The sequence below is a fragment of the Sphingobium yanoikuyae genome (assembly GCF_013001025.1).
GTDB classification, from domain to species: domain Bacteria; phylum Pseudomonadota; class Alphaproteobacteria; order Sphingomonadales; family Sphingomonadaceae; genus Sphingobium; species Sphingobium yanoikuyae_A.
In genome coordinates this window covers 3,272,647-3,294,038 of the sequence record NZ_CP053021.1, presented here as the reverse complement: position 1 = coordinate 3,294,038, position 21,392 = coordinate 3,272,647, and the positions used below count along the sequence as shown (strand labels likewise).

21 protein-coding genes are annotated in these 21,392 nt (G+C 66.7%); 15 read left to right on the top strand and 6 right to left on the bottom strand.

Annotated features, from left to right (window positions below; genetic code table 11):
- Positions 1 to 19: 19 nt before the first annotated feature.
- Positions 20 to 1,822 carry an IlvD/Edd family dehydratase gene (locus HH800_RS16050; RefSeq protein ID WP_010337622.1) on the bottom strand — a complete coding sequence of 601 codons (1,803 nt, stop codon included), beginning with the start codon at positions 1,820 to 1,822 and terminating at the stop codon, positions 20 to 22.
- A 135-nt stretch (positions 1,823 to 1,957) separates the two neighbouring features.
- On the opposite strand from HH800_RS16050, the gene HH800_RS16045 reads away from it, so the two are divergent.
- Together HH800_RS16045 and HH800_RS16040 are read left to right on the top strand one after the other, a co-directional pair.
- A complete protein-coding gene (locus HH800_RS16045; RefSeq protein WP_004210968.1) occupies positions 1,958 to 2,860 on the top strand; it encodes a 2-dehydro-3-deoxygalactonokinase in 903 nt (300 codons plus the stop codon).
- Between the two features lie 3 nt (positions 2,861 to 2,863).
- A complete protein-coding gene (locus HH800_RS16040; protein ID WP_169861668.1) occupies positions 2,864 to 3,496 on the top strand; it encodes a 2-dehydro-3-deoxy-6-phosphogalactonate aldolase in 633 nt (210 codons plus the stop codon).
- A gap of 5 nt (positions 3,497 to 3,501) precedes the next feature.
- On the opposite strand, the gene HH800_RS16035 is transcribed toward HH800_RS16040, so the two are convergent.
- Complete coding sequence (locus HH800_RS16035; protein ID WP_169861667.1) at positions 3,502 to 5,541, bottom strand: hybrid sensor histidine kinase/response regulator; 2,040 nt, start codon at positions 5,539 to 5,541, stop codon at positions 3,502 to 3,504.
- Between the two features lie 134 nt (positions 5,542 to 5,675).
- Here HH800_RS16035 and HH800_RS16030 point away from each other — a divergent pair, with 134 nt between their 5' ends.
- The 7 genes from HH800_RS16030 (at position 5,676) to HH800_RS16000 (ending at position 12,199) form a co-directional block, all read left to right on the top strand.
- Positions 5,676 to 6,719, top strand: coding sequence for a COX15/CtaA family protein (locus HH800_RS16030; protein WP_169861666.1), 1,044 nt, complete (start codon positions 5,676 to 5,678; stop codon positions 6,717 to 6,719).
- Positions 6,716 to 7,045, top strand: coding sequence for a divalent-cation tolerance protein CutA (gene cutA, locus HH800_RS16025; protein ID WP_169861665.1), 330 nt, complete (start codon positions 6,716 to 6,718; stop codon positions 7,043 to 7,045). Before HH800_RS16030 ends, cutA begins: the two co-directional genes overlap by 4 nt.
- Positions 7,042 to 7,833, top strand: coding sequence for a hypothetical protein (locus HH800_RS16020; protein ID WP_169861664.1), 792 nt, complete (start codon positions 7,042 to 7,044; stop codon positions 7,831 to 7,833). The genes cutA and HH800_RS16020 overlap by 4 nt, the downstream gene beginning before the upstream one ends.
- A 130-nt stretch (positions 7,834 to 7,963) precedes the next feature.
- Entirely contained in the window at positions 7,964 to 8,443 is a 480-nt protein-coding gene (gene rplM / locus HH800_RS16015) for a 50S ribosomal protein L13 (protein ID WP_004210974.1), read from the top strand.
- The gene (gene rpsI / locus HH800_RS16010) at positions 8,443 to 8,979 is read left to right on the top strand and encodes a 30S ribosomal protein S9 (protein ID WP_004210975.1); all 537 of its coding nucleotides are present in this window, start codon (positions 8,443 to 8,445) and stop codon (positions 8,977 to 8,979) included. The genes rplM and rpsI overlap by 1 nt, the downstream gene beginning before the upstream one ends.
- A 184-nt stretch (positions 8,980 to 9,163) precedes the next feature.
- On the top strand, positions 9,164 to 11,929 hold the full coding sequence (locus tag HH800_RS16005; protein ID WP_169861663.1) for a DUF3857 domain-containing protein: 2,766 nt from the start codon (positions 9,164 to 9,166) through the stop codon (positions 11,927 to 11,929).
- Between the two features lie 87 nt (positions 11,930 to 12,016).
- Entirely contained in the window at positions 12,017 to 12,199 is a 183-nt protein-coding gene (locus HH800_RS16000) for a CsbD family protein (protein ID WP_004210977.1), read from the top strand.
- 159 nt (positions 12,200 to 12,358) lie between these two features.
- Here the strand turns inward: HH800_RS16000 and HH800_RS15995 are convergent, their stop codons facing one another.
- Complete coding sequence (locus tag HH800_RS15995) at positions 12,359 to 13,726, bottom strand: alanine/glycine:cation symporter family protein (protein ID WP_169861662.1); 1,368 nt, start codon at positions 13,724 to 13,726, stop codon at positions 12,359 to 12,361.
- A 93-nt stretch (positions 13,727 to 13,819) separates the two neighbouring features.
- Between HH800_RS15995 and glmM the strand changes: the two genes are divergently transcribed.
- The 5 genes from glmM (at position 13,820) to HH800_RS15970 (ending at position 17,452) form a co-directional block, all read left to right on the top strand.
- Positions 13,820 to 15,160, top strand: a complete 1,341-nt coding sequence (gene glmM / locus HH800_RS15990) for a phosphoglucosamine mutase (RefSeq protein WP_169861661.1) — start codon at positions 13,820 to 13,822, stop codon at positions 15,158 to 15,160.
- A complete protein-coding gene (locus HH800_RS15985) occupies positions 15,160 to 15,384 on the top strand; it encodes a DUF1272 domain-containing protein (RefSeq protein WP_037516302.1) in 225 nt (74 codons plus the stop codon). Before glmM ends, HH800_RS15985 begins: the two co-directional genes overlap by 1 nt.
- Positions 15,381 to 16,142: a bifunctional hydroxymethylpyrimidine kinase/phosphomethylpyrimidine kinase gene (gene thiD, locus HH800_RS15980; protein ID WP_169861660.1), complete on the top strand. Its 762-nt coding sequence runs from the start codon at positions 15,381 to 15,383 to the stop codon at positions 16,140 to 16,142. The genes HH800_RS15985 and thiD overlap by 4 nt, the downstream gene beginning before the upstream one ends.
- The gene (locus HH800_RS15975; RefSeq protein ID WP_169861659.1) at positions 16,135 to 16,734 is read left to right on the top strand and encodes a ribonuclease HII; all 600 of its coding nucleotides are present in this window, start codon (positions 16,135 to 16,137) and stop codon (positions 16,732 to 16,734) included. Before thiD ends, HH800_RS15975 begins: the two co-directional genes overlap by 8 nt.
- A gap of 61 nt (positions 16,735 to 16,795) precedes the next feature.
- Positions 16,796 to 17,452, top strand: a complete 657-nt coding sequence (locus HH800_RS15970; RefSeq protein ID WP_419248208.1) for a L,D-transpeptidase family protein — start codon at positions 16,796 to 16,798, stop codon at positions 17,450 to 17,452.
- Between the two features lie 4 nt (positions 17,453 to 17,456).
- On the opposite strand, the gene HH800_RS15965 is transcribed toward HH800_RS15970, so the two are convergent.
- Positions 17,457 to 18,878, bottom strand: coding sequence for an APC family permease (locus HH800_RS15965; RefSeq protein WP_169861658.1), 1,422 nt, complete (start codon positions 18,876 to 18,878; stop codon positions 17,457 to 17,459).
- Between the two features lie 215 nt (positions 18,879 to 19,093).
- On the opposite strand from HH800_RS15965, the gene HH800_RS15960 reads away from it, so the two are divergent.
- Positions 19,094 to 19,615: a hypothetical protein gene (locus tag HH800_RS15960; RefSeq protein WP_235681900.1), complete on the top strand. Its 522-nt coding sequence runs from the start codon at positions 19,094 to 19,096 to the stop codon at positions 19,613 to 19,615.
- On the opposite strand, the gene HH800_RS15955 is transcribed toward HH800_RS15960, so the two are convergent.
- On the bottom strand, positions 19,612 to 20,526 hold the full coding sequence (locus HH800_RS15955; protein ID WP_169861656.1) for an LLM class F420-dependent oxidoreductase: 915 nt from the start codon (positions 20,524 to 20,526) through the stop codon (positions 19,612 to 19,614). The two genes, HH800_RS15960 and HH800_RS15955, sit on opposite strands and share 4 nt — an antisense overlap.
- On the bottom strand, positions 20,523 to 21,389 hold the full coding sequence (locus HH800_RS15950) for an SDR family NAD(P)-dependent oxidoreductase (RefSeq protein WP_169861655.1): 867 nt from the start codon (positions 21,387 to 21,389) through the stop codon (positions 20,523 to 20,525). Before HH800_RS15950 ends, HH800_RS15955 begins: the two co-directional genes overlap by 4 nt.
- Positions 21,390 to 21,392: the final 3 nt, after the last annotated feature.

Genomic DNA, 21,392 nt, shown 5'->3' with positions numbered 1-21,392 from the left:
CCGTTAACGGCTCTGATGATTAATGGTTGTCGCGCGGCAGGCCCATGGTCTGGGCGATGCGCTGATATTTCTCCGCGCCTTCCAGGATCGCGCCGGTGTTCATCTGACCGACGACAGACCGCTGGATTTCCTGCCAGGGGGTCTGCGAGGCGGGGTACTTATAGCCACCTTCGGCGATCAGCTTGGCGCGGCGGGCTTCCAGTTCCTCGTCGGAAATCAGCACGTTCACCACGCCGGCCTTCAGGTCCATGCGGACGCGGTCGCCGGTTTCCAGCAGCGCGAGGCCACCCATCGCCGCCGCTTCGGGCGAAGCGTTGAGGATCGACGGGCTGCCCGAGGTGCCCGACTGACGGCCATCGCCGATGCAGGGCAGGGCCGACACGCCTTCGGTGATCAGATAGGCAGGCGGACGCATGTTCACGACCTCGGCCGCGCCCGGATAGCCGATCGGGCCGGCGCCACGCATGAACAGCAGCGTGTCGGCGGTGATGCCGACCGACGGATCGTCGATGCGGTGGTGATAATCTTCCGGACCGTCGAACACGACCGCCGGGCCTTCAAAGGCTTCCGGATCGTCGGGGTTCGACAGGTAGCGCATGCGGAATTCTTCGCTGATGACGCTGGTCTTCATGACCGCTTCGTCGAACAGGTTGCCGGTCAGCACCAGGAAGCCGGCTTCCTGCTTCAGAGGCTGGCCGAAGGGACGGATGACCTTCTCATCCTCGATCTCCACGCCCTTGCAATTCTCGCCCATGGTCTTGCCATTGACGGTCATCGCGCCTTCCTTGATCAGGCCCTGGTCGATCAGCTGGCTGATGACGGCGGGCAGGCCGCCGGCGCGGTAATAATCCTCGCCCAGATATTCGCCGGCCGGCTGCATGTTGACCAGCAGCGGCACCTTGTGACCGACGGTTTCCCAATCCTTGAGCGGCAGGTCGACGCCCATGTGGCGGGCGATGGCGGCCAGATGGATCGGCGCGTTGGTCGAACCACCGATCGCCGAGTTGGCGACGATGGCATTGTGGAATGCGTCGAGCGTCATGATGTCAGAGGGCTTCAGGTCCTCATGCACCATTTCGACGATGCGCTTGCCGGTGCGATAGGCGGCTTCCTGACGGTCGCGATAGGGGGCGGGGATCGCCGCGCTGCCGGGCAGCATCATGCCCAGCGCTTCGGCGAGCGCGTTCATGGTGCTGGCGGTGCCCATGGTGTTGCAGAAGCCGGTCGAGGGAGCCGACGAGGCGACCAGCTTGATGAAGCCTTCGTCGTCGATCTTGCCGGCGGCCAGCAACTGGCGGCCATGCCACACGATCGTGCCCGAACCGGTGCGCTCGCCCTTGTGCCAGCCATTGAGCATCGGGCCGACCGACAGGGCGATCGCCGGGATGTTGACGGTGGCGGCGGCCATCAGCAGCGCCGGGGTGGTCTTGTCGCAGCCGCTGGTCAGGATCACGCCGTCGAGCGGATAGCCATACATGGCTTCGACCAGGCCCAGATAGGCGAGGTTGCGGTCAAGGCCGGCGGTCGGGCGCTTGCCGGTTTCCTGGATCGGGTGGACCGGGAATTCGAGCGCGATGCCGCCCATTTCGCGGATGCCTTCGCGCATGCGCTCGGCGAGCACGAGGTGATGGCGGTTGCAGGGCGACAGGTCGCTGCCGGTCTGGGCGATGCCGATGATCGGCTTGCCGCTGCGCAGTTCTTCGAGGCTGAGGCCGAAGTTCAGGTAACGCTCCAGATAGAGCGAGGTCATGTCGATATTGTCTGGGTTGTCGAACCAGGCGCGGCTACGCAGCTTGGGAGTAGGCTTGGACGAATCGCTCATGTGGGCATCCTGACACTTTGAAAAGGCTTGGCACGTTGACGCGCTTGCCTCTCCGATATACTCAGACAAATAACTTTTCAAGGATGCAAAGAGAAGGAAAGTGCGGTTGAACGCGAAAAATCGGGCGGATCATCGATGAGCGACTATGCAGTGATCGGCGACTGGGGAACCAGCAATCTGCGGCTGTTCCGGGTGGAAGCGGGGCGGATCGTGGCGCGTCGCGACGGGCCGGGCATCGGTGTGGTCGGCCGCGAGGCGGAAGCCGCCTTTGCCGAGACGATCGCCCCCTGGCTGGAGGACGGCCTGCCGACATCGATCCGCCTGTGCGGCATGGTCGGCGCGCGCGACGGCTGGGTCGAGGCACCCTATGCCGATTGTCCCGCCGATGCCGATAGCTGGGCAGAGGTTGCCGTGCGGTTCGACTGGCGCGGCGCGCCGCTGGCGATCATGGCGGGCCTGGCCTGCACCGACGCCGACGGCATTGCCGATGTGATGCGCGGCGAGGAGGCCCAGATTTTCGGCGCGATGGCGCTCGATCCCCGGCTCGCCACCGGCCGTCACCTGATCGTGCTGCCCGGCACCCACAGCAAATGGACGCTGGTGGAGGATGGCCGGGTGATCCGCTTCCGCACCGTGCCGACCGGCGAACTGTTTGCGCTGCTGCGCGATCGTTCGACGCTGAGCCCCAATATCGCCGCCGCCGATGCCGATCCGGCAGAGGAAGCGGCTGGTTTTGCCGAGGGGCTGGAGCGGGCCGGCGCGGGCCGGCTGCTCGCCTCCCTGTTCGCGGCGCGGGCGATGCGGCTGCGCGCCGGGCGTTCGGCCGACTGGGCGCTGGGCTATCTGTCTGGCCTCGTCATCGGCTGCGAGATCGCCGAGGCGCGGGCCGCGCTGGCGGGCGACACCGGCGTCGTCTTGATTGGTGACGCGCGGCTTTCGGATCGCTATGCCCGTGCCCTCGATGCGCAGGGCATCGCTTCGCAATCGCTGGACGGCGACGCCTGTGCGCGGGCTGGCCTTGGCTTTCTGGAGAACTGACCCATGATCCTCGACGACCTGCTGGCCGACGGCGCGCCGCCGATCGCCGCCATTCTGCGTGGCGTGAAGCCCGAAGAGGCGCTCGATATCGCCGCCGCCCTGGTGGAAGCCGGCATCCGCGTGATCGAGGTGCCGTTCAATTCGCCCGATCCCTTGGTCAGCATCGCGGCGATGCAGCAGGCCTTTGGCGATCGCGCGCTGATCGGCGGCGGCACGGTGTTGACGGTCGAGGCGGTCGAGGCGCTGGCGGGGGCGGGCGGCCGCATCATGGTGACGCCGAACACGGTGCCGGACGTTATCGCACGCGGCGCCGAACTCGGCCTTGAACTGCTGCCCGGCTTCATGACACCGAGCGAGGCGTTCCGCGCGGTCGAGGCCGGCGCGCGCCGGGTGAAGCTGTTTCCCGCCGCCCAGCTTGGCCCGGCCTATGTCAAGGCGGTCAAGGATGTGCTGCCCAAGCATGTTGGCGTCTGGGCCGTGGGCGGCACCGGCGCGGACACGATCGGCGACTGGCTTGCCGGTGGCTGTGAAGGGATCGGCGTGGGCGGCGCGCTCTATCGTCCGGGCGACGATGCGCTCATCGTGCGCGAACGCGCGGTCGATCTGGTCGCCGCCTGGCAGCGCACCAAGGGCTGACCTTTTTACTGGGCCGGGCTTTCCACCCGGTCCAGCATATCACGGATCTTCTCGCCCAGTGCCCTGTAGGTGAAGGGCTTGGTCAGCAGCTCGACCCCCGGATCGAGCCGGCCATGATGGATGATCGCGTTGCGGGCATAGCCGGTGGTAAACAACACGCGCAGACCCGGCTGCCTGGCCTTGGCGGCGCGGGCAATGTCGGCCCCGGTCATGCCGCCGGGCAGCACCACGTCGGTGAACAGCAGGTCGATCGGCTCGGCCGCGGCATCCAGCGCCGCGAGGGCGGTCGGGCCATCGCCCGCCTCGATCACGCGATAGCCCAGGTCGCGCAGCACCTCGACCGAATAGGCGCGGACATTCTCGTCATCCTCGCACACCAGGATCACCTCCTGCCCGGCCTGCGGACAGGGCGGGGGCGGCGCCTGCACGATCTCCTCGGCCACCGGCAGAAGGCCATGATAGCGTGGCAGGTAGATTTTCACCGTGGTGCCATGGCCGGTCTCTGAATAGACCCGGACATGGCCGCCCGACTGCTTGACGAAGCCATAGACCATCGACAGGCCAAGGCCGGTGCCGCGTCCGACATCCTTGGTGGTGAAGAAGGGTTCGATCGCGTGGGACAGCGTGTCGGCGTCCATGCCCATGCCGGTGTCCGACACGCAGATCAGCACATATTGGCCGGGCGTGATTTCCTGTTCGGTCGCGGCATAATGGCTGTCGAGATGGGTGTTGGCGACCTCGATCGTCAGCTTGCCGCCCTGCGGCATCGCGTCGCGCGCGTTGACCGCCAGGTTGAGCAGCGCATTTTCCATCTGGTTGACGTCGATCTCGACCGGCCAGACCCGCGGGCTCTGCACCGTTTCCACCTCGATCATCTCGCCCAGCGTCCGGTGCAGCAGGTCCGACATGCCGGCGATCAGCCGGTTGGGATCGACCCGGTCGGGGGCCAGCGGCTGGCGGCGGGAAAAGGCGAGCAGCCGCTGGGTCAGTATCGCCGCCCGTTCGGCCCCGGCCATGGCATTGTCGGCGGCGCGGCGCAGGCGCGGCTGGTCGTCGGGTAGGGCGCGTTGCAGCAGGTCCAGATTGCCGGTGACGATCTGCAGCAGATTGTTGAAGTCATGCGCGACACCGCCAGTAAGTTGGCCCAGCGTCTCCATCTTCTGCGCCTGGCGCAGCGCGGCTTCGGTTTCGGCCAGGGCCTGGGCGTCGGCGCGGTGCCGGGTCACGTCGCGGGCGACGCAATAGATGAGGTCGCCCTCGGGCACGGCGGTCCAGCTGAAGATGCGATAATCGCCCCGTTTGGTGCGGAACCGGTTTTCGAACCGGATGGTCGGATGGCCGTCGGCCAGATCCTGCACCTCGCCGCGCGTCCGCTTCACATCGTCGGGATGCTCCATCCATTCCGATGTGCGGCCGATCAGTTCCTCCTGCGACCAGCCCAATATGTCGGTCCAGGCGGGGCTGGCGGACAGCCAGATCCCCTCGCTGTCGGCGATCAGAAAGGGGTCACGCGCCAGTGCCCAGAGGCGGTTGCGGTCGGCGCGTGCCTCGCGCTCGGCCAGCACGCGCACCGTGGTTTCGCTGACGATGCACAGCACGCCGCCGATTGACCCATCCAGTTCGAACACCGGCGAATAGGAAATGTCGAAGAAGACCTCCTCGCCCCGGCCGCCGTCGCGCTCGATATAGAAGGGACGGTCCTTGGCATGGAAGGTTTCGCCCGTGTCCCGCACCGATTGCAGCAGCGGGCCAAGATCATCCCACAGCTCGGCCCAGCCTTCGCGGGCCGGGCGGCCAAGCACGCGCGGATGCTTGTCGCCGATCGTGGGGGCATAGGCTTCATTATAGAGGGCGCAATAATCCGGCCCCCAGAACAGCACGATCTCCGCGCGCGACGACAGCATCAGCCGCACCGTCGAGACGAGCGATGGCGACCAAGCCGAGGCGGGCCCCAGAGGCGAGGATGCGTCGATCGTCGCGGTCAGGGCGCCCATCGGCCCCTGTTCGGCGATCATGTCGGCAATGTCCCTCTGCTGGCTCATCATAACCCTGTCGTTGCAATGCGTTGGTGGGAGACGCCCGTGCGCCGATTTGTATCCCCCGGCGATGGCAGCCCCATGACCTTTTGTCCCAGTCCGTGCCTCTTGAATAGGGGGCGGCATGGGCGCATGGACCGGGCATGACACGTTCTTCCCCGACCGCGTTCAGCGCGGCTCCGCGTCCCGTCGCCATTGCCCGCTGGCTGCTCATCGTGGCGGCGCTGGTCTTCTGCATGGTGGTGGTGGGCGGTATCACGCGCCTCACCGAATCTGGCCTGTCGATCACCCAGTGGAAGCCGATCACCGGCGCGATCCCGCCCTTGACCCATGACCAGTGGATGGAGGCGTTTCGCGACTATCAGCAGATCCCCGAATATAAGGAGATCAACAAGGGCATGAGCCTGGCCGCCTTCCAGTTCATCTTCTTCTGGGAATGGCTGCACCGGCTGCTCGGCCGCCTGATCGGCGTGGCCTTTGCCTTGCCGCTGATCTGGTTCGCGGCGCGCCGGGCGATCCCGGCCGGCTATGGCTGGCGGCTGGTCGCGCTGCTGGCGCTGGGCGGGCTGCAGGGCGCGATTGGCTGGTGGATGGTGAAGTCGGGTCTGTCGGTGCGCACCGATGTCAGCCATTATCGGCTGGCGGTGCATCTGCTGACCGCGCTCTTCATCATCGGCGGGCTGATCTGGACTGCGCTCGACCTGCTGGCGCTGGCGCGCAATCCCTATGCCCGGCCCGCCGCATTGCAGCCCTTTGCGCTGGCGACCCTGTTGGTGCTGCTGGTCCAGCTGATGTTCGGCGCCTTCACCGCCGGCCTCGACGCCGGCTATGTCTCCAGCACCTGGCCGCTGATGAACGACCATCTGGTGCCCGAAGGTATCCTATGGCTCGGCTCGCTCTGGGCGACCATCTCCAGCGATCCCTATCTGGTCCATTTCATCCACCGCTGGTGGGCCTGGGTTGCGGCGGCGATGCTGATCATCCTGGCGCGCAAGGCCAAGGTGGGGGGCCATCGCGGCGCGTCGATCGCGATCAATGCGGCGGTCGGCACGCAGGTGCTGCTGGGCATCGCCACTGTCATCAGCGGCATCGCCCTGCCGCTGGCCGTGCTGCACCAGGCGGTCGGCGCGCTGGTGGTGGCCTCGGCCGCCTGGGGCGCCCATGCCGTGGGATCGCGCCGGGCATGAGCCTTGAGCGGAACGAGTTGGTGCTGGTCTACAGCCTGTTCGGATCGGCCGAGCAGGCGCGCGCCGTCGCCCGCACGCTGGTCGAAGAGAGGCTGGCCGCCTGCGCCAATATCCTTGGTCCCTGCACCTCCATCTATGAATGGCAGGGCAGGCAAGAGGAGAGCGCGGAAGTCCCGGTCCTGTTCAAGACCAGCACCGACCGGCGCGACGCGCTGATGGCGCGGATCGCGCAGTTGCACGATTATGATGTGCCGGCGATCCTGGCGCTGCCGGTCGATGCTGCCCATCCGCCCTTCGCCGCCTGGGTCGCGGAGCAACTGGCATGAAGCGGGTGATCGCCTTCCTGTCGCTGGTGCTCGCCTCACCAGCGCTGGCCACCCCGGTCGCGATCGGCTTCGCGCCGCCGACCGGGCAGGATCTGCTCTATCGCATCGAACAGCATCGGCCGGTCGACGGGCGCGACAGCCTGTTCCGGGCCGACCGGATATTGCGCTTCGAAAAGGCAGGGGACGGTTACATCCTGCATGTCACGCTGCGCAGCCTGGACAGCGATGCGCCCGGTGCGGGTGCCGATGCCTATCGCGCCGCCCTGTCGCCGCTGATCGGGGTGGAGCATCGCTTCCGCCTTGATAGCCATGGCAAGATCGTCGGCCTCGACAATGTCGACGATGTCCGGGCGACGATGGAAAAGGCGCTCAACGCCATGGTGGCAAAGGCGCCGGAGGGCAGTGCGGGGCAGCGCACGGCGAAGAATGTCCTGACCCTGCTCGACGGGCTGACGCCCGAAGGGCGGCTGGCGCTGCTGTCGGGCGAGGTGCAGCCGTTGCTGCTGTTCGTTGACAGCGAAGTTGACGATGCCAGGCCGCGTGGCGTGCGCACCATGGCCGGTCCTCCGCTGGGCCGCGCCGTCGCGGTGGAGGGTAATTCCGTCCTTGCCGCCCATGACGGCAACCGCCTGACCTTGCAGGAGGATCTGCAGGGGGAGGGCGCCCATGTCACGATGCGCTATATCGTGTCGGCACAGACGGGACTGGTCGATGCGCAGGAGCGTAGGCTGACCCTGGGTGCCCAGACGCTGACCGAAAAGCGGAGCCTGACCGCTGCCGGCAAGTGAGTGGTATTATTTTACCCGTCGTGAAAGCCGCCGAATCTCTTGACTTGTCGGCCCCCAAACGTCATTAGCGCCCATCTTCCGGCGACCCTAGGGTAGCTGGTTCACTGTTCATTCTTGGAGAATTGGCACCATGAAGGCGCTGATGAAGACCACCAAGCCGGCAACCCCGGCAACGGTCGAAAAGAAGTGGATCCTGATCGACGCCGAAGGGCTGGTCGTGGGTCGTCTCGCTTCGACTGTGGCGAATATCCTGCGCGGCAAGCACAAGCCGAGCTTCACCCCCCATGTCGATTGCGGTGACAATGTCATCATCATCAACGCGGGCAAGGTCAAGTTCACCGGCCGCAAGCTGACCGACAAGGTTTACTACAAGCACACCGGTTATGCCGGCGGCATCAAGGAAACCACCCCCCAGAAGATCCTGGAAGGTCGTTTCCCCGAGCGCGTCCTGGAAAAGGCCGTCGAGCGTATGATCCCCCGTGGTCCGCTGGGCCGCCAGCAGATGCGCAACCTGCGCATCTTCGCCGGCACCGAGCATCCGCATGAAGCCCAGAACCCCGAAGTGCTCGACTTCGCGTCGCGCAACCGCAAGAACAAGGTGGGTGCATAATGTCCGATAACCGTCAGTCCCTGTCCGACCTCGCGTCGCTGGCCACTGCCGCTCCTGCCGCTGCCCCGGCTGCCGTCGAAGGCGAAGCGCCCGTCGCTGCCGCGCCGGTCCAGCCCTCGGCTCCGCTGCGCGCCCAGGAAATCGACGGCCTCGGCCGCGCCTATGCCACCGGCCGCCGCAAGGACGCCGTGGCCCGCGTGTGGGTGAAGCCCGGCACCGGCAAGATCACGGTCAACGGCCGTGACCAGGAAGTCTATTTCGCTCGCCCGACCCTGCGTCTGGTCATCAACCAGCCCTTCGGCGTTACCGACCGTGAAGGTCAGTATGACGTGATCGCCACCGTCAAGGGCGGCGGTCTGTCGGGCCAGGCCGGTGCGGTCAAGCACGGCATCGCCCAGGCTCTGTCGAAGTATGAGCCGGCGCTGCGCAGCGCGGTCAAGGCCGAAGGCTTCCTGACCCGCGACAGCCGCGTCGTCGAGCGTAAGAAGTACGGTAAGGCCAAGGCCCGCCGCAGCTTCCAGTTCTCGAAGCGCTAATCCGCTTCGCGACTGCCGCGAATTTCGAGAAGGGGCCGGTTTTCCGGCCCCTTTTTCTTTGCGCGTGATGCTTCCCCTTGAGCGCTTCGCCGCGATGCCATAGCCTTCGGTCAAACGGGGCTTAGTGCAAAAGGAAGTTCGGGGGGAAATGAGACATTTTGGGTGGTTGGCGGCTTCGGCGGCCATGACGGTTGTGGCGCCTGCCTTTGCCGGAGAGGTGCCGCTGTATCAGCCGGCCCCCGGCTGGATCGACAAGGCGGCGATGCCCAAGCTGGCGGCCGATGGCGATCCGCCCTCGATGATGATCCTCGACAGCCAGCAGCGGGTCGAGAAGGGCCAGCTGTGGAACTATGCCGACATCGCCACCCGCGCCGGTTCGGCCGAGGCGCTGACCCAGCTGTCGTCGCTGACGCTGCCCTGGGCGCCGGACAAGGGCGACCTCATCATCCATGAACTGACGATCCTGCGCGGCGATCAGGTGATCGATGCGCTGGCCAGCGGCAAGAAATTCACCGTGCTGCGCCGTGAGCAGGGGCTGGAAGCGCTGCAGATCAGCGGCATCCTGACCGCGACCATGGCGGTCGAGGGGGTGCAGGTGGGCGATGTGGTGCGGCTGCGCTATTCGACCACCAGCAAGGATGATGCGCTGGGCGGCCATGTCCAGAATGTCTCGGCCCTGCCGGCCGCGCCGCTGCGGCTGGGCTATGGCCGGGTCCGCCTGTTGTGGGATGACGCGGACGCGCCGCGCTGGAAGCTGCTGGCGAGCGGCGTCGATGCCAAGCCTGTCAAGAAGGGCAGCCTCACCGAGCTGAGCTTTGCCGTGCCGCTGGCCAAGCAACCGGAAATGCCGGCCGACGCGCCGACCCGCTTCACCCATCCGCCGCTGTTCGAACTGTCGACCTTTGCCAGCTGGGCCGATGTGTCGAAGACGATGGCGCCGCTCTATGCGACCGACGGGCTGATCGTCGATGGATCGCCGCTGGCGGGCGAACTGGCCAAGCTCAAGGCGCTGCCGGGATCGCCGAAGGAGAAGGCGGCGGCGGCGCTGCAACTGGTGCAGGACCATGTCCGCTATCTGATGGTCGGCATGAATGGCGGCAATTATGTCCCGCAGAAGCCGGCCGAGACCTGGACGCTGCGCTATGGCGACTGCAAGGCGAAGACGCTGCTGCTGCTTTCGCTGCTGCGCGGGCTGGGGATCGAGGCGGAGCCGGTGCTGGCCAGTTCGACCCTGGGCGATTCCGTGCCGGAACGGCTGCCCACGGCCGCGGCCTTCGACCATGTGCTGGTGCGTGCGGTGATCGATGGCCAATCCTACTGGCTCGACGGCACCGGGCTGGGATCGCGGCTGGAGGATATCGGCGATACGCCGCGCTTCGGATCGGTGCTGCCGGTGCGCACCGCCGGCGCGGAACTGATGCCGATCCAGACCCATGCCAATGCCCGGCCGACGATCGACGTCAGTGTCGAGGCGGACGAAAGCGGGCATGAGAAGCTGCCGACCGTGTTCGATGCCAAGGCGGTGCTGCGCGGGCAGATCGCCACCATGATCAGCACCGGTCTTGGCCAGATGGATGCCAAGCGGCGCGATGAGATGGTGCAGGGCTTTTTCAGCGAGCAGGTCGGCACCGCCCAATATAGCCAGGTCGGCGTCACCACCGATGCAGCGTCGGCCACCGTCACCTTCACCGCCCATGGCGTCACCAGCTCGCCCTGGAAGCTGAGCGACCGGCGCTATCGCCGCGACGCCAGCAAGTTGATCGACGAGATCAGCTTCGCGCCGGACCGGGCACGCCCCGCCTGGCTGGCGATCCCGGTGGCGACGGGTGCGCCGATCGGCATTCGCTATCATCTGCGCCTGCGCCTGCCCGAGGGCGGCAAGGGCTATGCGATCGAAGGCGAGCAGGGCCTCAGCAAGACGGTGGCCGGCTATGACCTGCGCCGGACCGTGCAGCTGAAGGACGGGGTGCTGGATGTCGAGGAGCGGACCGACGCCACCGGCGTCGAGATTGCGGCCGATCGCCTGCCCGACGAGCGCGATGCGCTGGCGACGGTGCAGGCGATGTCGCCGCATGTGATCGGCCCGGCCAAGCCCACCTATTTGTGGGATTACAGCCCGGCGACCATCGCCGCCTGGCCGCAGTCCAAGGCGGTCGAGGCGACCTTTGCCAAGGCGATCGCCGCCGATGCGGAGGACGCGACCGGCTATTCCAGCCGCAGCAATTTCCGCTGGGGTATTGGCGACTACAAGAATGCGCTGGTCGATCTCGACAAGGCGATCGGGATCAAGCCCGATGTCGACCTCTATCTGCAGCGGGCCTATCGCCGATTCCAGACCGGCGACGTGACCGGCGCGCTGGCCGATGGTCGGATGGCGCGCCAGCTCGACCCGGCGTCGGGCGCGGCGGTCGGCACGGTCGCGACCTATCTGGCCGAAAGCGGCAAGCTGGACGATGCGCTGGGCATGGTCGATGCAAAGATCGCGATCGGTGGCGAGGCGCGCGACGGCTATCGCAGCTTCAAGGCGACGCTGCTCGGCACCTATGGCGATCCGGCCAAGGCGATCGAGATCATCGATGCGCAACTGGCGGAAAAGCCGGGCATGACCGGGCTGTTCAACGAGCGTTGCTGGGTCAAGGGATCGCGCAATGTCGAACTGGACAGCGCGATGCAGGATTGCACCAAGGCGGTGGAGCTGAGTTCGGGCAGCATGGCCGCGCTCGACAGCCGGGCGATGCTGTGGTTCCGCATGGGCCGGTTCGATGATGCGCTGCGCGACCTGGACGTCGTCGTCGCACAGGAGCCGGGCAAGGAGCCGAGCCGCTACATGCGCGGCATCGTCCTGCACCGGCTGGGCCGGGCGAGCGAGGGTGACGCGGAAATCGCGGTCGCCCGGCGCATCGATCCGCGCATCGACGCCGTCTATGCCCGCTACGGGATCAAGCCCTGATTTTGTCGTGACGCCCGCGTTCCGATGGAAACCTTTCCCCCTGTCCGATGGTTGACAGGGGGAAAGCCACTTCCAAGGAGAAACCATATGGGTGAACTGACCGACAAGGTGAAGGCTGCGGGCAACAAGGCCGCCGGTGCCACGAAGGAAGCGATCGGCAAGGCCACGGATAATGAACGCCTGGAAGCCGAAGGCAAGCTGCAGAAGGCGAAGGGTACGGCCCAAGATGTGGCCGGCTCGGTCAAGGGTGCGCTCGGCGACAAGATCTGACGCCCCACCGTCTGCACGATCGAAGAGGCTCCGCCGACAGGCGGGGCCTTTTTCGTTTCTGTCCTATCTGGTTAAGGCCATGCTATAAGAACGGGGCCGCTTTCCGATAGGATCGCGGCCCCGCAAGATTATGTCAGAATGTGCGGGAAATGTGCGAAGTTAAGCCTGTTCCGCCAGATAGGCCTTCACGTCGCGGCGCAGTTCGCCGGCGCACAGATAGAGGGCGATGACATTGGGGATCGCCATCAGGAAGAAGCTGCTGTCGACGATGCCGACCACCCGGCCGAGGTCGATCGCGGCGGCCGGGGGCAGGGCGACGACATAGAGGATCTTGTAGACCCACTGGGCGCGCGGCCCGTTGCCGAACAGATAGCCCCAGGCCTGAAGACCATAGAAGCCCCAGGCGACCAGTGTCGAATAGGCGAAGAGGAAGACGACGACGGCGAGCAGCCAGGGGAACCAGGGTGACACCTTGGCAAAGGCGGCGGAGGTGATGGCGATGCCCTCAAAGCCGTTGTTCCAGGTGCCCGCGACCACCAGCGCCAGCCCGCCCAGCGCGCAGACGATCATCGTGCCGAGCAGCGGTTCGAGCAGGGCGACAAGCCCTTCGGACACCGGATGGCGGGCGCGGGCCAGGCTGTGCGCCATGACGGCGGACCCGACGCCCGCCTCGCTGGCGAACACCGCGCGGCGCATGCCCGCGACAAAGGCGCCGATCGCCCCGCCGGTGGCCGCATCGCTGGAAAAGGCGCCGTGCCAGATCAGCGCCAGCGCGCCGGGAATGGCGTCGGCATGGAGGATCAGGATGGCCGCGACGCCGCCCAGATAGACGGTGACCTTGAGCGGGGTCAGGCGCTTCGACACCTCGCCCAGCCAGGCCGCGCCGCCCATCGTCACCAGCGCGACGGCCGCCGCGATGAACACGCCATAGGCCCAGCCATTGGTCATGCCGGTGACCACCTTCACCTGGGCGAAGCTCTGGTTGACCTGCACCATCGGGATCGCGCCAAACAGGGCGAAGAAGGCATAGGCGCCGCCGAGCACCAGGCCGATCTTCGGCCAGCCGCGCGCCGCGCCGACGGCCTTGAGCACATACATCGGCCCGCCATGGACATGGCCGCGTTCGTCGAAGACGCGATATTTGAGGCCCAGCGTGACCTCCGCCATCTTCACCGTCATCGCGAACCAGCCGATGATGAACATCCACAATATCGCGCCCGGCCCGCCCATGGTCAGCGCCACCGCGACCCCGGCGATATTGCCCAGGCCAATGGTGCCGGACAGGGCGGTGGACAGCGCGCCCCACTGGCTGACATCGCCCTTCGCCTCGCCCTCATGCGGCTGGCTGCGCAGGATGCGGATCGCTCGGCCGACCTGGGTGACATTGGGGAAGCCCAGCCAGATGGTGAAGAACAGCATGGGGAGCGCCAGATAGAGCACGATCAGCTCGATCTGCGCGCCGAACAGGGGAACCTTGAAGAAGACTGCGCTGGACAGCGCGTCGACGGCGGCATTGAAATTTTCCATGCGGCGGCGATGCCGGGACAGCGGTGGAAAGTCGATCAAAGATTGCTATGGGGGAGGTGAGTTTTACCCATAGCCGCCCTGGGGCAGGATCGCATGAGCAGACAATATTTCGGCACTGACGGTATTCGTGGTCGCACCAACCAGTGGCCGATGACGCCGCAACTGGCGATGAAGGTCGGCATGGCGGCCGGCACCCATTTCCAGCGCGGCAGCCATCGCCACCGGGTGGTGATCGGCAAGGATACCCGCCTGTCGGGCTATATGGTCGAAAATGCGCTGGTTGCGGGCTTCACCGCAGTCGGCATGGACGTGGTCCAGTTCGGCCCGATCCCGACGCCGGCCGTCGCCATGCTGGCCCATTCGATGCGCGCCGACCTGGGCGTCATGATTTCGGCCAGCCACAATCCCTATTATGACAATGGCATCAAGCTGTTCGGTCCGGATGGCTACAAGCTGTCGGACGAGGATGAGCTGAAGATCGAGGGGCTGCTGAACCAGGATGTGCCGCTGGCCGCGTCCAAGGACATCGGCCGCGCCCGCCGGGTTGAGGATGCGCGCGGCCGCTATATCCATGCGGTCAAGTCGAGCTTCCCTGCCGACCTGCGGCTCGACGGCCTCAAGATCGTGGTCGACTGCGCCAATGGCGCCGCCTATCAGGTCGCGCCGTCGGCCTTCTGGGAACTGGGCGCGGAAGTGGTCGCCGTGGGTGTCACGCCCAATGGCACCAATATCAATGACGGCTGCGGATCGACCGCGCCGCTGCTGTGCCAGGAAACCGTCGTCTCCTCCGGCGCTGACATTGGCATCGCGTTGGACGGCGACGCCGACCGGCTGATCGTGGTCGATGAAAAGGGCCAGATTGTCGACGGCGACCAGATCATGGCGCTGATTGCCTCCAATTTCGCCCGCGCCGGCACGCTGCGCGGCGGTGGGCTGGTGGCGACGATCATGTCGAACCTGGGACTGGAGCGCTTCCTGACCGGGCAGGGCATCGGCCTAGAGCGGACGAAGGTCGGCGACCGCTATGTGCTGGAGCGGATGCGCGAGGGTGGCTTCAATGTTGGCGGCGAACAGTCCGGCCACATGATCCTGTCCGATTATGCGACCACCGGGGACGGCACGGTCGCCGCGCTGCAGGTGCTGGCCGCCTTGGTACGTTCGGGCAAGCCGGCGAGCGAGACGCTGCACCAGTTCGATCCGGTGCCCCAACTGCTAAAGAATGTCCGCTTCGCCGGCGGCAAGCCGCTGGAGGATGAGACGGTACAGCGGGTGATCGCCCAGGCCGAGGCTGAACTGAGCGGGTCGGGCCGGCTGGTCATCCGCCCGTCGGGCACCGAACCGGTGATCCGCGTCATGGCCGAGGGCGACCGCGAGGATCAGGTCAAGGACGTGGTCGAGCGTATCTGCGCCGCAGTCGAGAAGGCGGCGGCCTGATGCTAGAAATGCGCCCTGATTGCGAACGTTGCGGCACCGACCTGCCGGCCGATGAGCCCGGCGCGTTCATCTGCTCGTTCGAATGCACCTATTGCGCGCCCTGTGCTGAGGCGCTGGACGATCGCTGCCCCAATTGCGGCGGCGAACTGATGGACCGGCCGACCCGGATGGGCAAGGCGCTGGCGGCCAACCCGGCCTCCATGGAGCGCAAGTTCAAGGGATGAGCGTGCCCCGTATTCTCATCATTGCCGGGTCGGACAGTGGCGGCGGCGCCGGTATCCAGGCGGATATCAAGACGGTCACGCTGCTGGGCGGCCATGCCATGACTGCGATCACCGCGATCACCGCGCAGAACACGCTGGGCGTGCAGGGCGTCCACCCGGTGCCGACCGACATGGTGCTGGCGCAGATGGAAAGCGTGATCAGCGACATCGGCGTCGACGCGGTCAAGATCGGCATGATCGGTTCGGCGCAGACGGCAGCAGCGGTGGCCGAGCGGCTGGCGCAGCTCGATAATGTGCCGATCGTCTTCGACCCCGTCATGGTCGCGACCAGCGGATCGCTGCTGGCCGACGATGCGACGATCGCGGCGTTCGAGCGGCTGATGGCCATCGCCACGCTGGTGACGCCCAATATCCCCGAACTGGCGGCGCTGGGCGGCGAGGAGATCGCCATCCGTTTCGCCACCCATGTGCTGGCCAAGGGTGGCCATGGCGAGGGGCCGATGCTGACCGACCGGCTGATCGGGCCGCAGGGCGTGCGCAAGGCGTGGAGCAATGCGCGGATCGACACGCGGCACAATCATGGCACCGGTTGCACCCTGGCGAGCGCGATCGCGACTGGTCTGGGGCAGGGGCTGGACCTGATCGAGGCGGTCGAGCGTGGCCGCAAATATGTGCGCGAGGCACTGGCGCTGGCGCCGGGGCTTGGCGCGGGCCATGGCCCGATGGGCAATCCCTTTGGCTTCCACGCCTATGCCTGATTTCCTGCATGAACTGATCCATCATCCCGGCCTGGTCGCCGGTGTGGATGAGGCCGGGCGCGGGCCGCTGGCGGGGCCGGTGGTCGCGGCCGCCGTCATCCTGCGACAGGAAGATTGCCCCGAGGGCCTCAATGATTCCAAGAAGCTGACCGCCAAGCGCCGTGCCGCGCTGGAGGGCGAGATCAAGGCCCGCGCGCTGTGCTGGGGGCTGGGCATCGCCAGCGTAGCCGAGATCGACGAACTCAACATATTATGGGCGACGATGCTGGCCATGACCCGCGCGGTCGAGGCGCTGGGGCAGGAGTGCGCCCATATACTGGTCGATGGCAATCGCTGTCCCAACTGGCGCTGGTCCTCGACCGCGGTGGTGGAGGGCGACGCCAAATGCTTGTCGATCGCCGCCGCATCGATCCTGGCCAAGGAAGAGCGCGACCGGATCATGATCGCGGCGGCCGCCGAGCATCCGCATTATGGGTGGGAGAGCAACAAGGGCTATGGCAGCGCCAAACATATGGCGGCGCTGCGTGAGCATGGGCCGACGCCGCTGCACCGGCGCAGTTTTTCGCCGGTGGCGCAACTGCTGCTGATCTGACGATGCTGTCCCGTCGTGGGGCGGGATGGGCATGATTTGAGGGCTGGCGCGGGTGTAGCGCATGCTTAAGAAGGGATTCATGTCCTTCGCCCGTTCCGGCCTTTCCAGCCTGTTCCTGCTTGTCGGCGCGCTATCGCTGCCGGTGCAGGCGGCCGCGCCGGTCAAGCGCGCGCGGCCGGCGGCCAAGGCTGGTGCGCTGGCGCCGGGTGGCTATCGCTGGCTGGAGGAAGGGCCGCTCGACGGGCCGATCCATCTGGTCATCAGCATCGATCGGCAGATGGCCCATGTCTATAGTGGCGACCGGCTGGTCGGCATGGCGAGCGTGTCGACCGGCATGGCCGGGCACAGCACGCCGATTGGCGACTATCCGATCCTGCAGAAGAATCAGTGGCACCGGTCCAACCTCTACAGCAATGCGCCCATGCCCTTCATGCAGCGGCTGACCTGGGATGGCATTGCGCTGCATGCCGGGCATAATCCGGGCTATCCGGCCAGCCATGGCTGCATTCGCCTGCCCTATGCCTTTGCCCAGAAGCTGTTCGGCATGACCAGCCTGGGCGGGCTGGTGACGGTGACCAGGGATCGGCTGCATCCCTCGCTGACGATCGAGCAGATGGCGGCGGCGGATGCTATGGCCAAGGTGACTGCGCCGGCCCCGGCAAAGCCGGTGCTGGATATCGACCCGATCATCTTCGTGCCGAGGGTATCGCGGAGGTAAGCAGTCAGCGCTGGGCCAGTGCCGAGCGCCGCATCGAATAGCCGAAATAGAGCAGAGCGGCCGCACCAACCCAGACCGCGAACAGCGCATAGGTGTCGGCCGGCAGGCCGAAGATGAGATAGGCGCAGAAGAGCGTGCTGGCGATCGGCAGGACCGGATAGAAGGGCACCTTGTAGCCGCGCGGCAGGTCCGGCCGGGTGCGGCGCAGGATGATGACGCCGATCGACACGGTGGCAAAGGCGATCAGCGTGCCCATGCTGGTGAGGTTGACCAGTACGTCCAACGGCACGAAGGCGGCGAGCAGGGCGACGCCGATCGCGACGATCCACGTATTCTGGCGCGGCACATGGCGCACCGGATCGACCCGGCAGAAGAAGGCGGGCAGCAACCCGTCGCGGCCCATGGCATAGAGGATGCGGGTCTGGCCGTAGATCACCACCAGAGTGACGCTGAAGATCGAGGCGATGGCGCCCAGCGACAGGATCACCGCCGGCCAGCCCGCGCCGGTGAGATTGTGGAGGATGACGGCCAGGCCCGCTTCCTGCCCGGCAAATTCGGTCCAGGGCTGGGCGCCGATCGCTGCGACCGCGACCAATATATAGGCGGCGGTGACGATCAGCAGCGACAGGATGATCGCGAGCGGCAGGTCGCGGCGGGGATTGCGCACTTCCTCGCCGGCGGTCGAGACCGCGTCGATGCCGATATAGGAAAAGAAGATGGAGGAAGCGGCGGCGCCGATGCCGACCATGCCCTTGGGCGCGAAGGGATGGAAATTGGCGGGCTGGAAATGGGCGAGCGCGACCGCCACGAACAGCGCCAGCACGGCGAGCTTGGCGATCACCAATATGGCGTTGGCGGTGGTCGATTCCCGCGTGCCGCGCAGCAGCAGGATGAGGCAGAGGCCGACCAGCAGCACGGCGGGCAGGTTGACGATGCCGCCCGCACCAGGCGGCCGGGCGATGATGTCGGGCAGGCGCCAGCCGGTGCTGATCGAGAGAAGTTCATTGAGATATTGCCCCCATCCCACGGCAATGGCGGAGGCGGAGACACCATATTCCAGTAGCAGGCAACTGCCGATCAGGAAGGCGGCGAGTTCGCCCATGGTCGCATAGGCATAGGAATAGGAGGAACCCGACGCCGGCACGGCCGATGCCATTTCGGCATAGCAGAGCGCGGTCAGCGCGGCGGTGATGCCGGCGATGACGAAGGACAAGGTGACCGCCGGCCCCGCTTCGGGCACGGCGGTCGTCAGCGCCACGAATATGCCGGTGCCGATGGTCGCGCCCACGCCCAACATGGTCAGCTGGAACAGGCCGATATTGCGGGCGAGCGGTTTCGCGTCGGGATCGTCGCCGATGAAGTCGAGCACCGGCTTGCAGCGCAGCAGCGCGATCAGGAGCGGATGGCGGGGCGATCGGTTCGTCATGCTCCGCCGCTGTCATGCCGGGCGCGGGAAGGCAAATGAATATCGTGTGAGATTGGCGCGGCGGGACCGGCGAGGGCGCGCGATTGTCGGCGGGCCGCCGCTGGGCTAGGCATGGGGGTGTTGGCCGCCGACCTGTTCGGCTTGGGATGGATGATCGAGCCTTGATGGATCAGAAGCGATTGCCTGGCGCGCGGAAATGGGCGCGATCCATGCTGATGGCGGCGGCGCTGCTGCTGCCGGCGATGGCATCGGCGGCGGATGTGCCGAGCGGCGGCACCATATCTGTGTCCATGCAGGAGGATGCGAGCGGACGGGCGGGCGCGGCGGATGCCTTTGTCGATGCGGCCACCCTGGCCCTGTCGGACAAGGGCTTCACCTTGCTGGACGATGGCCATGCCGCGCTGGTCATGGAACTGGTGATCCGGGCGTCCGAGGTCGGGACCGGGACCGGTAAGGTCGAGAAGAGCAATTCCGACCTGATGCCCGGCGGCGTGTCGGGCGCGGTGGGATCGAGCTTCTCGCTGGCGGTGCCATCCGGCAAGACGCGCCATGTCGCGCTGGAGCGCACCGAGCTGGAGATGCGCCTGCATCGGCGCGGCGACGCGGCGGTGATCTGGAGCGGCAGTGCGGTAACGGTGCGCCCGGCCGACAAGCGGGCTAGCGCCGCCACGGCGCTGTGCAACGCGCTGCTGCGTGCCTATCCCGAGCAGCCCGAGACGGTGATCGGCGTCCCCTAGATTTTCGCAATCACCTCTTCGCCGACGCGGGCGGCATTGTCGCACCATTGGGAACGGGTGCGACCCCTGACCGTGATGCCGCAGGCGGTGACGCCCAATTCCGCATAGGTGCCGATGCGGTCGACGATCTGCTGGTTGGAGAGATCCTCGCCCGGCTTGTTGACTCCGCCCAGGATCACATCGGGCAGGTCGGTGCGGCCGACCTGCGCCGCATAGTCGCGCATATAGGCGATGCCGGCCTGAAGATCGGCCTCATTCTCCATCGCGGCGGTGCGGGTGGTGGCGCTGTTGACCCCGCCGCCGGCGGTGAAGAAGGGGTTCCAGCCGTCGGCGAGATCGACCACGCGGCGGATCGCGCGCCTGGCATTGCCGCCGACATAGAGGGGCAGGCCGGGCTTTTGCGGCGATCCGGGAATGATGCGGTTGCCGAACGCCTGATAGCCGGACCCTTCAAAGGCGAATTCTTCGCCGGTCGTGGCGGCGCGGATGACGCGCAGATATTCATCCATCAGCTCGTTGCGCTGGTCGAAATCGACGCCGAGCGCGCGATATTCGCCCTTGAGATAGCCCGCGCCGACGCTGAGCGTGACCCGGCCGCCGGCGAAGGCGTCGAGCGTGGTGATATCGCGCGCGACGATGAAGGGATTGCGATAGGGCAGGACGAGGATGCCGGTCTGGAGCCGCAGGGTCGTGGTGTGGGCGGCGAGCAGGGCAAGCATGACGAAGGGCGACTGGGCATGATGGCCACCGGCGTCGAGCCAGCGGCCGGTCGGCACCGGATGGTCGGTGACGAGGCCGGCGTGGAAGCCGGCCTGTTCCACCGTGCGGCCGATTTCGGCGACCGCCGCCATCGTACCGAACTCGTCGGGCAGGTCGGCATGGTCGAAGGGCAGGGGGACGTTGATCTTCATGCGTCGGACACTCCATGCGGTTCGACCAGCACCCATTGGCGGGCGGCGTTGCGGACCCAGCCGGACGAGGCCCAACTGCCGCCGTCGACCGGCAATATGGTGCCGGTGACATAGCTGCTCATCGGCGAGGCGAGGAACAGGGCCGCCTGGCCGCATTCGCTATCGATGCCGGGCCGTTGCAGCGGGATGCGGCGGGCGGTGGCATCGGCCATGGCGGGCGGCACGGGGAACCATGTCGCTTCGTCCACCGGGCCGGGAGGATTGCCGCGCGTGCCCGGCGTCGTGGCGAAATCGGGCGCGATCGCGTTCACGCGGATGCCGTGGTCGGCCAGTTCGAGCGCCATGGTCCGGGTGAAATTGTTCATCCCCGCCTTGCACGCGGCATAGACCGCATAGCCGGGCGCGGCGCGCGATCCTTCGATGCTGGAGACGTTGATGATGGCGCCGCCGCGCCCGCCCGTGATGATGTGCGGCACGGCGGCCGAGGTGGCGGCGAGCATCGAGACGAGGTTGAGGTCGATATGGCGGCGCCAGCTATTCTGGCTCTGGTCGAGGAAGCTCTTGCGCCCGACGCCGCCGACATTGTTGACGAGGACGTCGATCCGGCCGAAGCGGGCCTGGGCAGCAGCGACCATCGCCGCGACCTGATCGGGCTGGGCCATGTCGGTCGGGATAGGGAGACAGTCGCGGCCATGCTCCGCGATGCGCGCCGCCACTTCCGCGCCGCGGTCGGGGATGATGTCGGCGATGATGATGTCGGCGCCGGCCTCCGCCAGGGCCAGGGCGATGGCGCGGCCAATGCCCGCGCCGCCGCCGGTGACGATGGCGACCTGATCGGTGATACGGCACTGGTCTGGCGCCATGGC

Excerpts from the sequence above, each read along its gene's own strand:
- HH800_RS15950 (WP_169861655.1), bottom strand. The coding sequence starts at position 21,389 with ATGGCGCCAGACCAGTGCCGTATCACCGATCAGGTCGCCATCGTCACC.
- HH800_RS16005 (WP_169861663.1), top strand. The coding sequence starts at position 9,164 with ATGACGGTTGTGGCGCCTGCCTTTGCCGGAGAGGTGCCGCTGTATCAG.
- HH800_RS15970 (WP_419248208.1), top strand. The coding sequence starts at position 16,796 with ATGCTTAAGAAGGGATTCATGTCCTTCGCCCGTTCCGGCCTTTCCAGC.
- HH800_RS15960 (WP_235681900.1), top strand. The coding sequence starts at position 19,094 with ATGGCGGCGGCGCTGCTGCTGCCGGCGATGGCATCGGCGGCGGATGTG.
- cutA (WP_169861665.1), top strand. The coding sequence starts at position 6,716 with ATGAGCCTTGAGCGGAACGAGTTGGTGCTGGTCTACAGCCTGTTCGGA.
- HH800_RS16035 (WP_169861667.1), bottom strand. The coding sequence starts at position 5,541 with ATGATGAGCCAGCAGAGGGACATTGCCGACATGATCGCCGAACAGGGG.
- HH800_RS16045 (WP_004210968.1), top strand. The coding sequence starts at position 1,958 with ATGAGCGACTATGCAGTGATCGGCGACTGGGGAACCAGCAATCTGCGG.
- HH800_RS16000 (WP_004210977.1), top strand. The coding sequence starts at position 12,017 with ATGGGTGAACTGACCGACAAGGTGAAGGCTGCGGGCAACAAGGCCGCC.
- HH800_RS15965 (WP_169861658.1), bottom strand. The coding sequence starts at position 18,878 with ATGACGAACCGATCGCCCCGCCATCCGCTCCTGATCGCGCTGCTGCGC.
- glmM (WP_169861661.1), top strand. The coding sequence starts at position 13,820 with ATGAGCAGACAATATTTCGGCACTGACGGTATTCGTGGTCGCACCAAC.
- HH800_RS16030 (WP_169861666.1), top strand. The coding sequence starts at position 5,676 with ATGACACGTTCTTCCCCGACCGCGTTCAGCGCGGCTCCGCGTCCCGTC.
- rpsI (WP_004210975.1), top strand. The coding sequence starts at position 8,443 with ATGTCCGATAACCGTCAGTCCCTGTCCGACCTCGCGTCGCTGGCCACT.
- HH800_RS15995 (WP_169861662.1), bottom strand. The coding sequence starts at position 13,726 with ATGGAAAATTTCAATGCCGCCGTCGACGCGCTGTCCAGCGCAGTCTTC.
- HH800_RS16020 (WP_169861664.1), top strand. The coding sequence starts at position 7,042 with ATGAAGCGGGTGATCGCCTTCCTGTCGCTGGTGCTCGCCTCACCAGCG.
- HH800_RS16040 (WP_169861668.1), top strand. The coding sequence starts at position 2,864 with ATGATCCTCGACGACCTGCTGGCCGACGGCGCGCCGCCGATCGCCGCC.
- HH800_RS15955 (WP_169861656.1), bottom strand. The coding sequence starts at position 20,526 with ATGAAGATCAACGTCCCCCTGCCCTTCGACCATGCCGACCTGCCCGAC.
- HH800_RS15975 (WP_169861659.1), top strand. The coding sequence starts at position 16,135 with ATGCCTGATTTCCTGCATGAACTGATCCATCATCCCGGCCTGGTCGCC.
- thiD (WP_169861660.1), top strand. The coding sequence starts at position 15,381 with ATGAGCGTGCCCCGTATTCTCATCATTGCCGGGTCGGACAGTGGCGGC.
- rplM (WP_004210974.1), top strand. The coding sequence starts at position 7,964 with ATGAAGGCGCTGATGAAGACCACCAAGCCGGCAACCCCGGCAACGGTC.
- HH800_RS15985 (WP_037516302.1), top strand. The coding sequence starts at position 15,160 with ATGCTAGAAATGCGCCCTGATTGCGAACGTTGCGGCACCGACCTGCCG.
- HH800_RS16050 (WP_010337622.1), bottom strand. The coding sequence starts at position 1,822 with ATGAGCGATTCGTCCAAGCCTACTCCCAAGCTGCGTAGCCGCGCCTGG.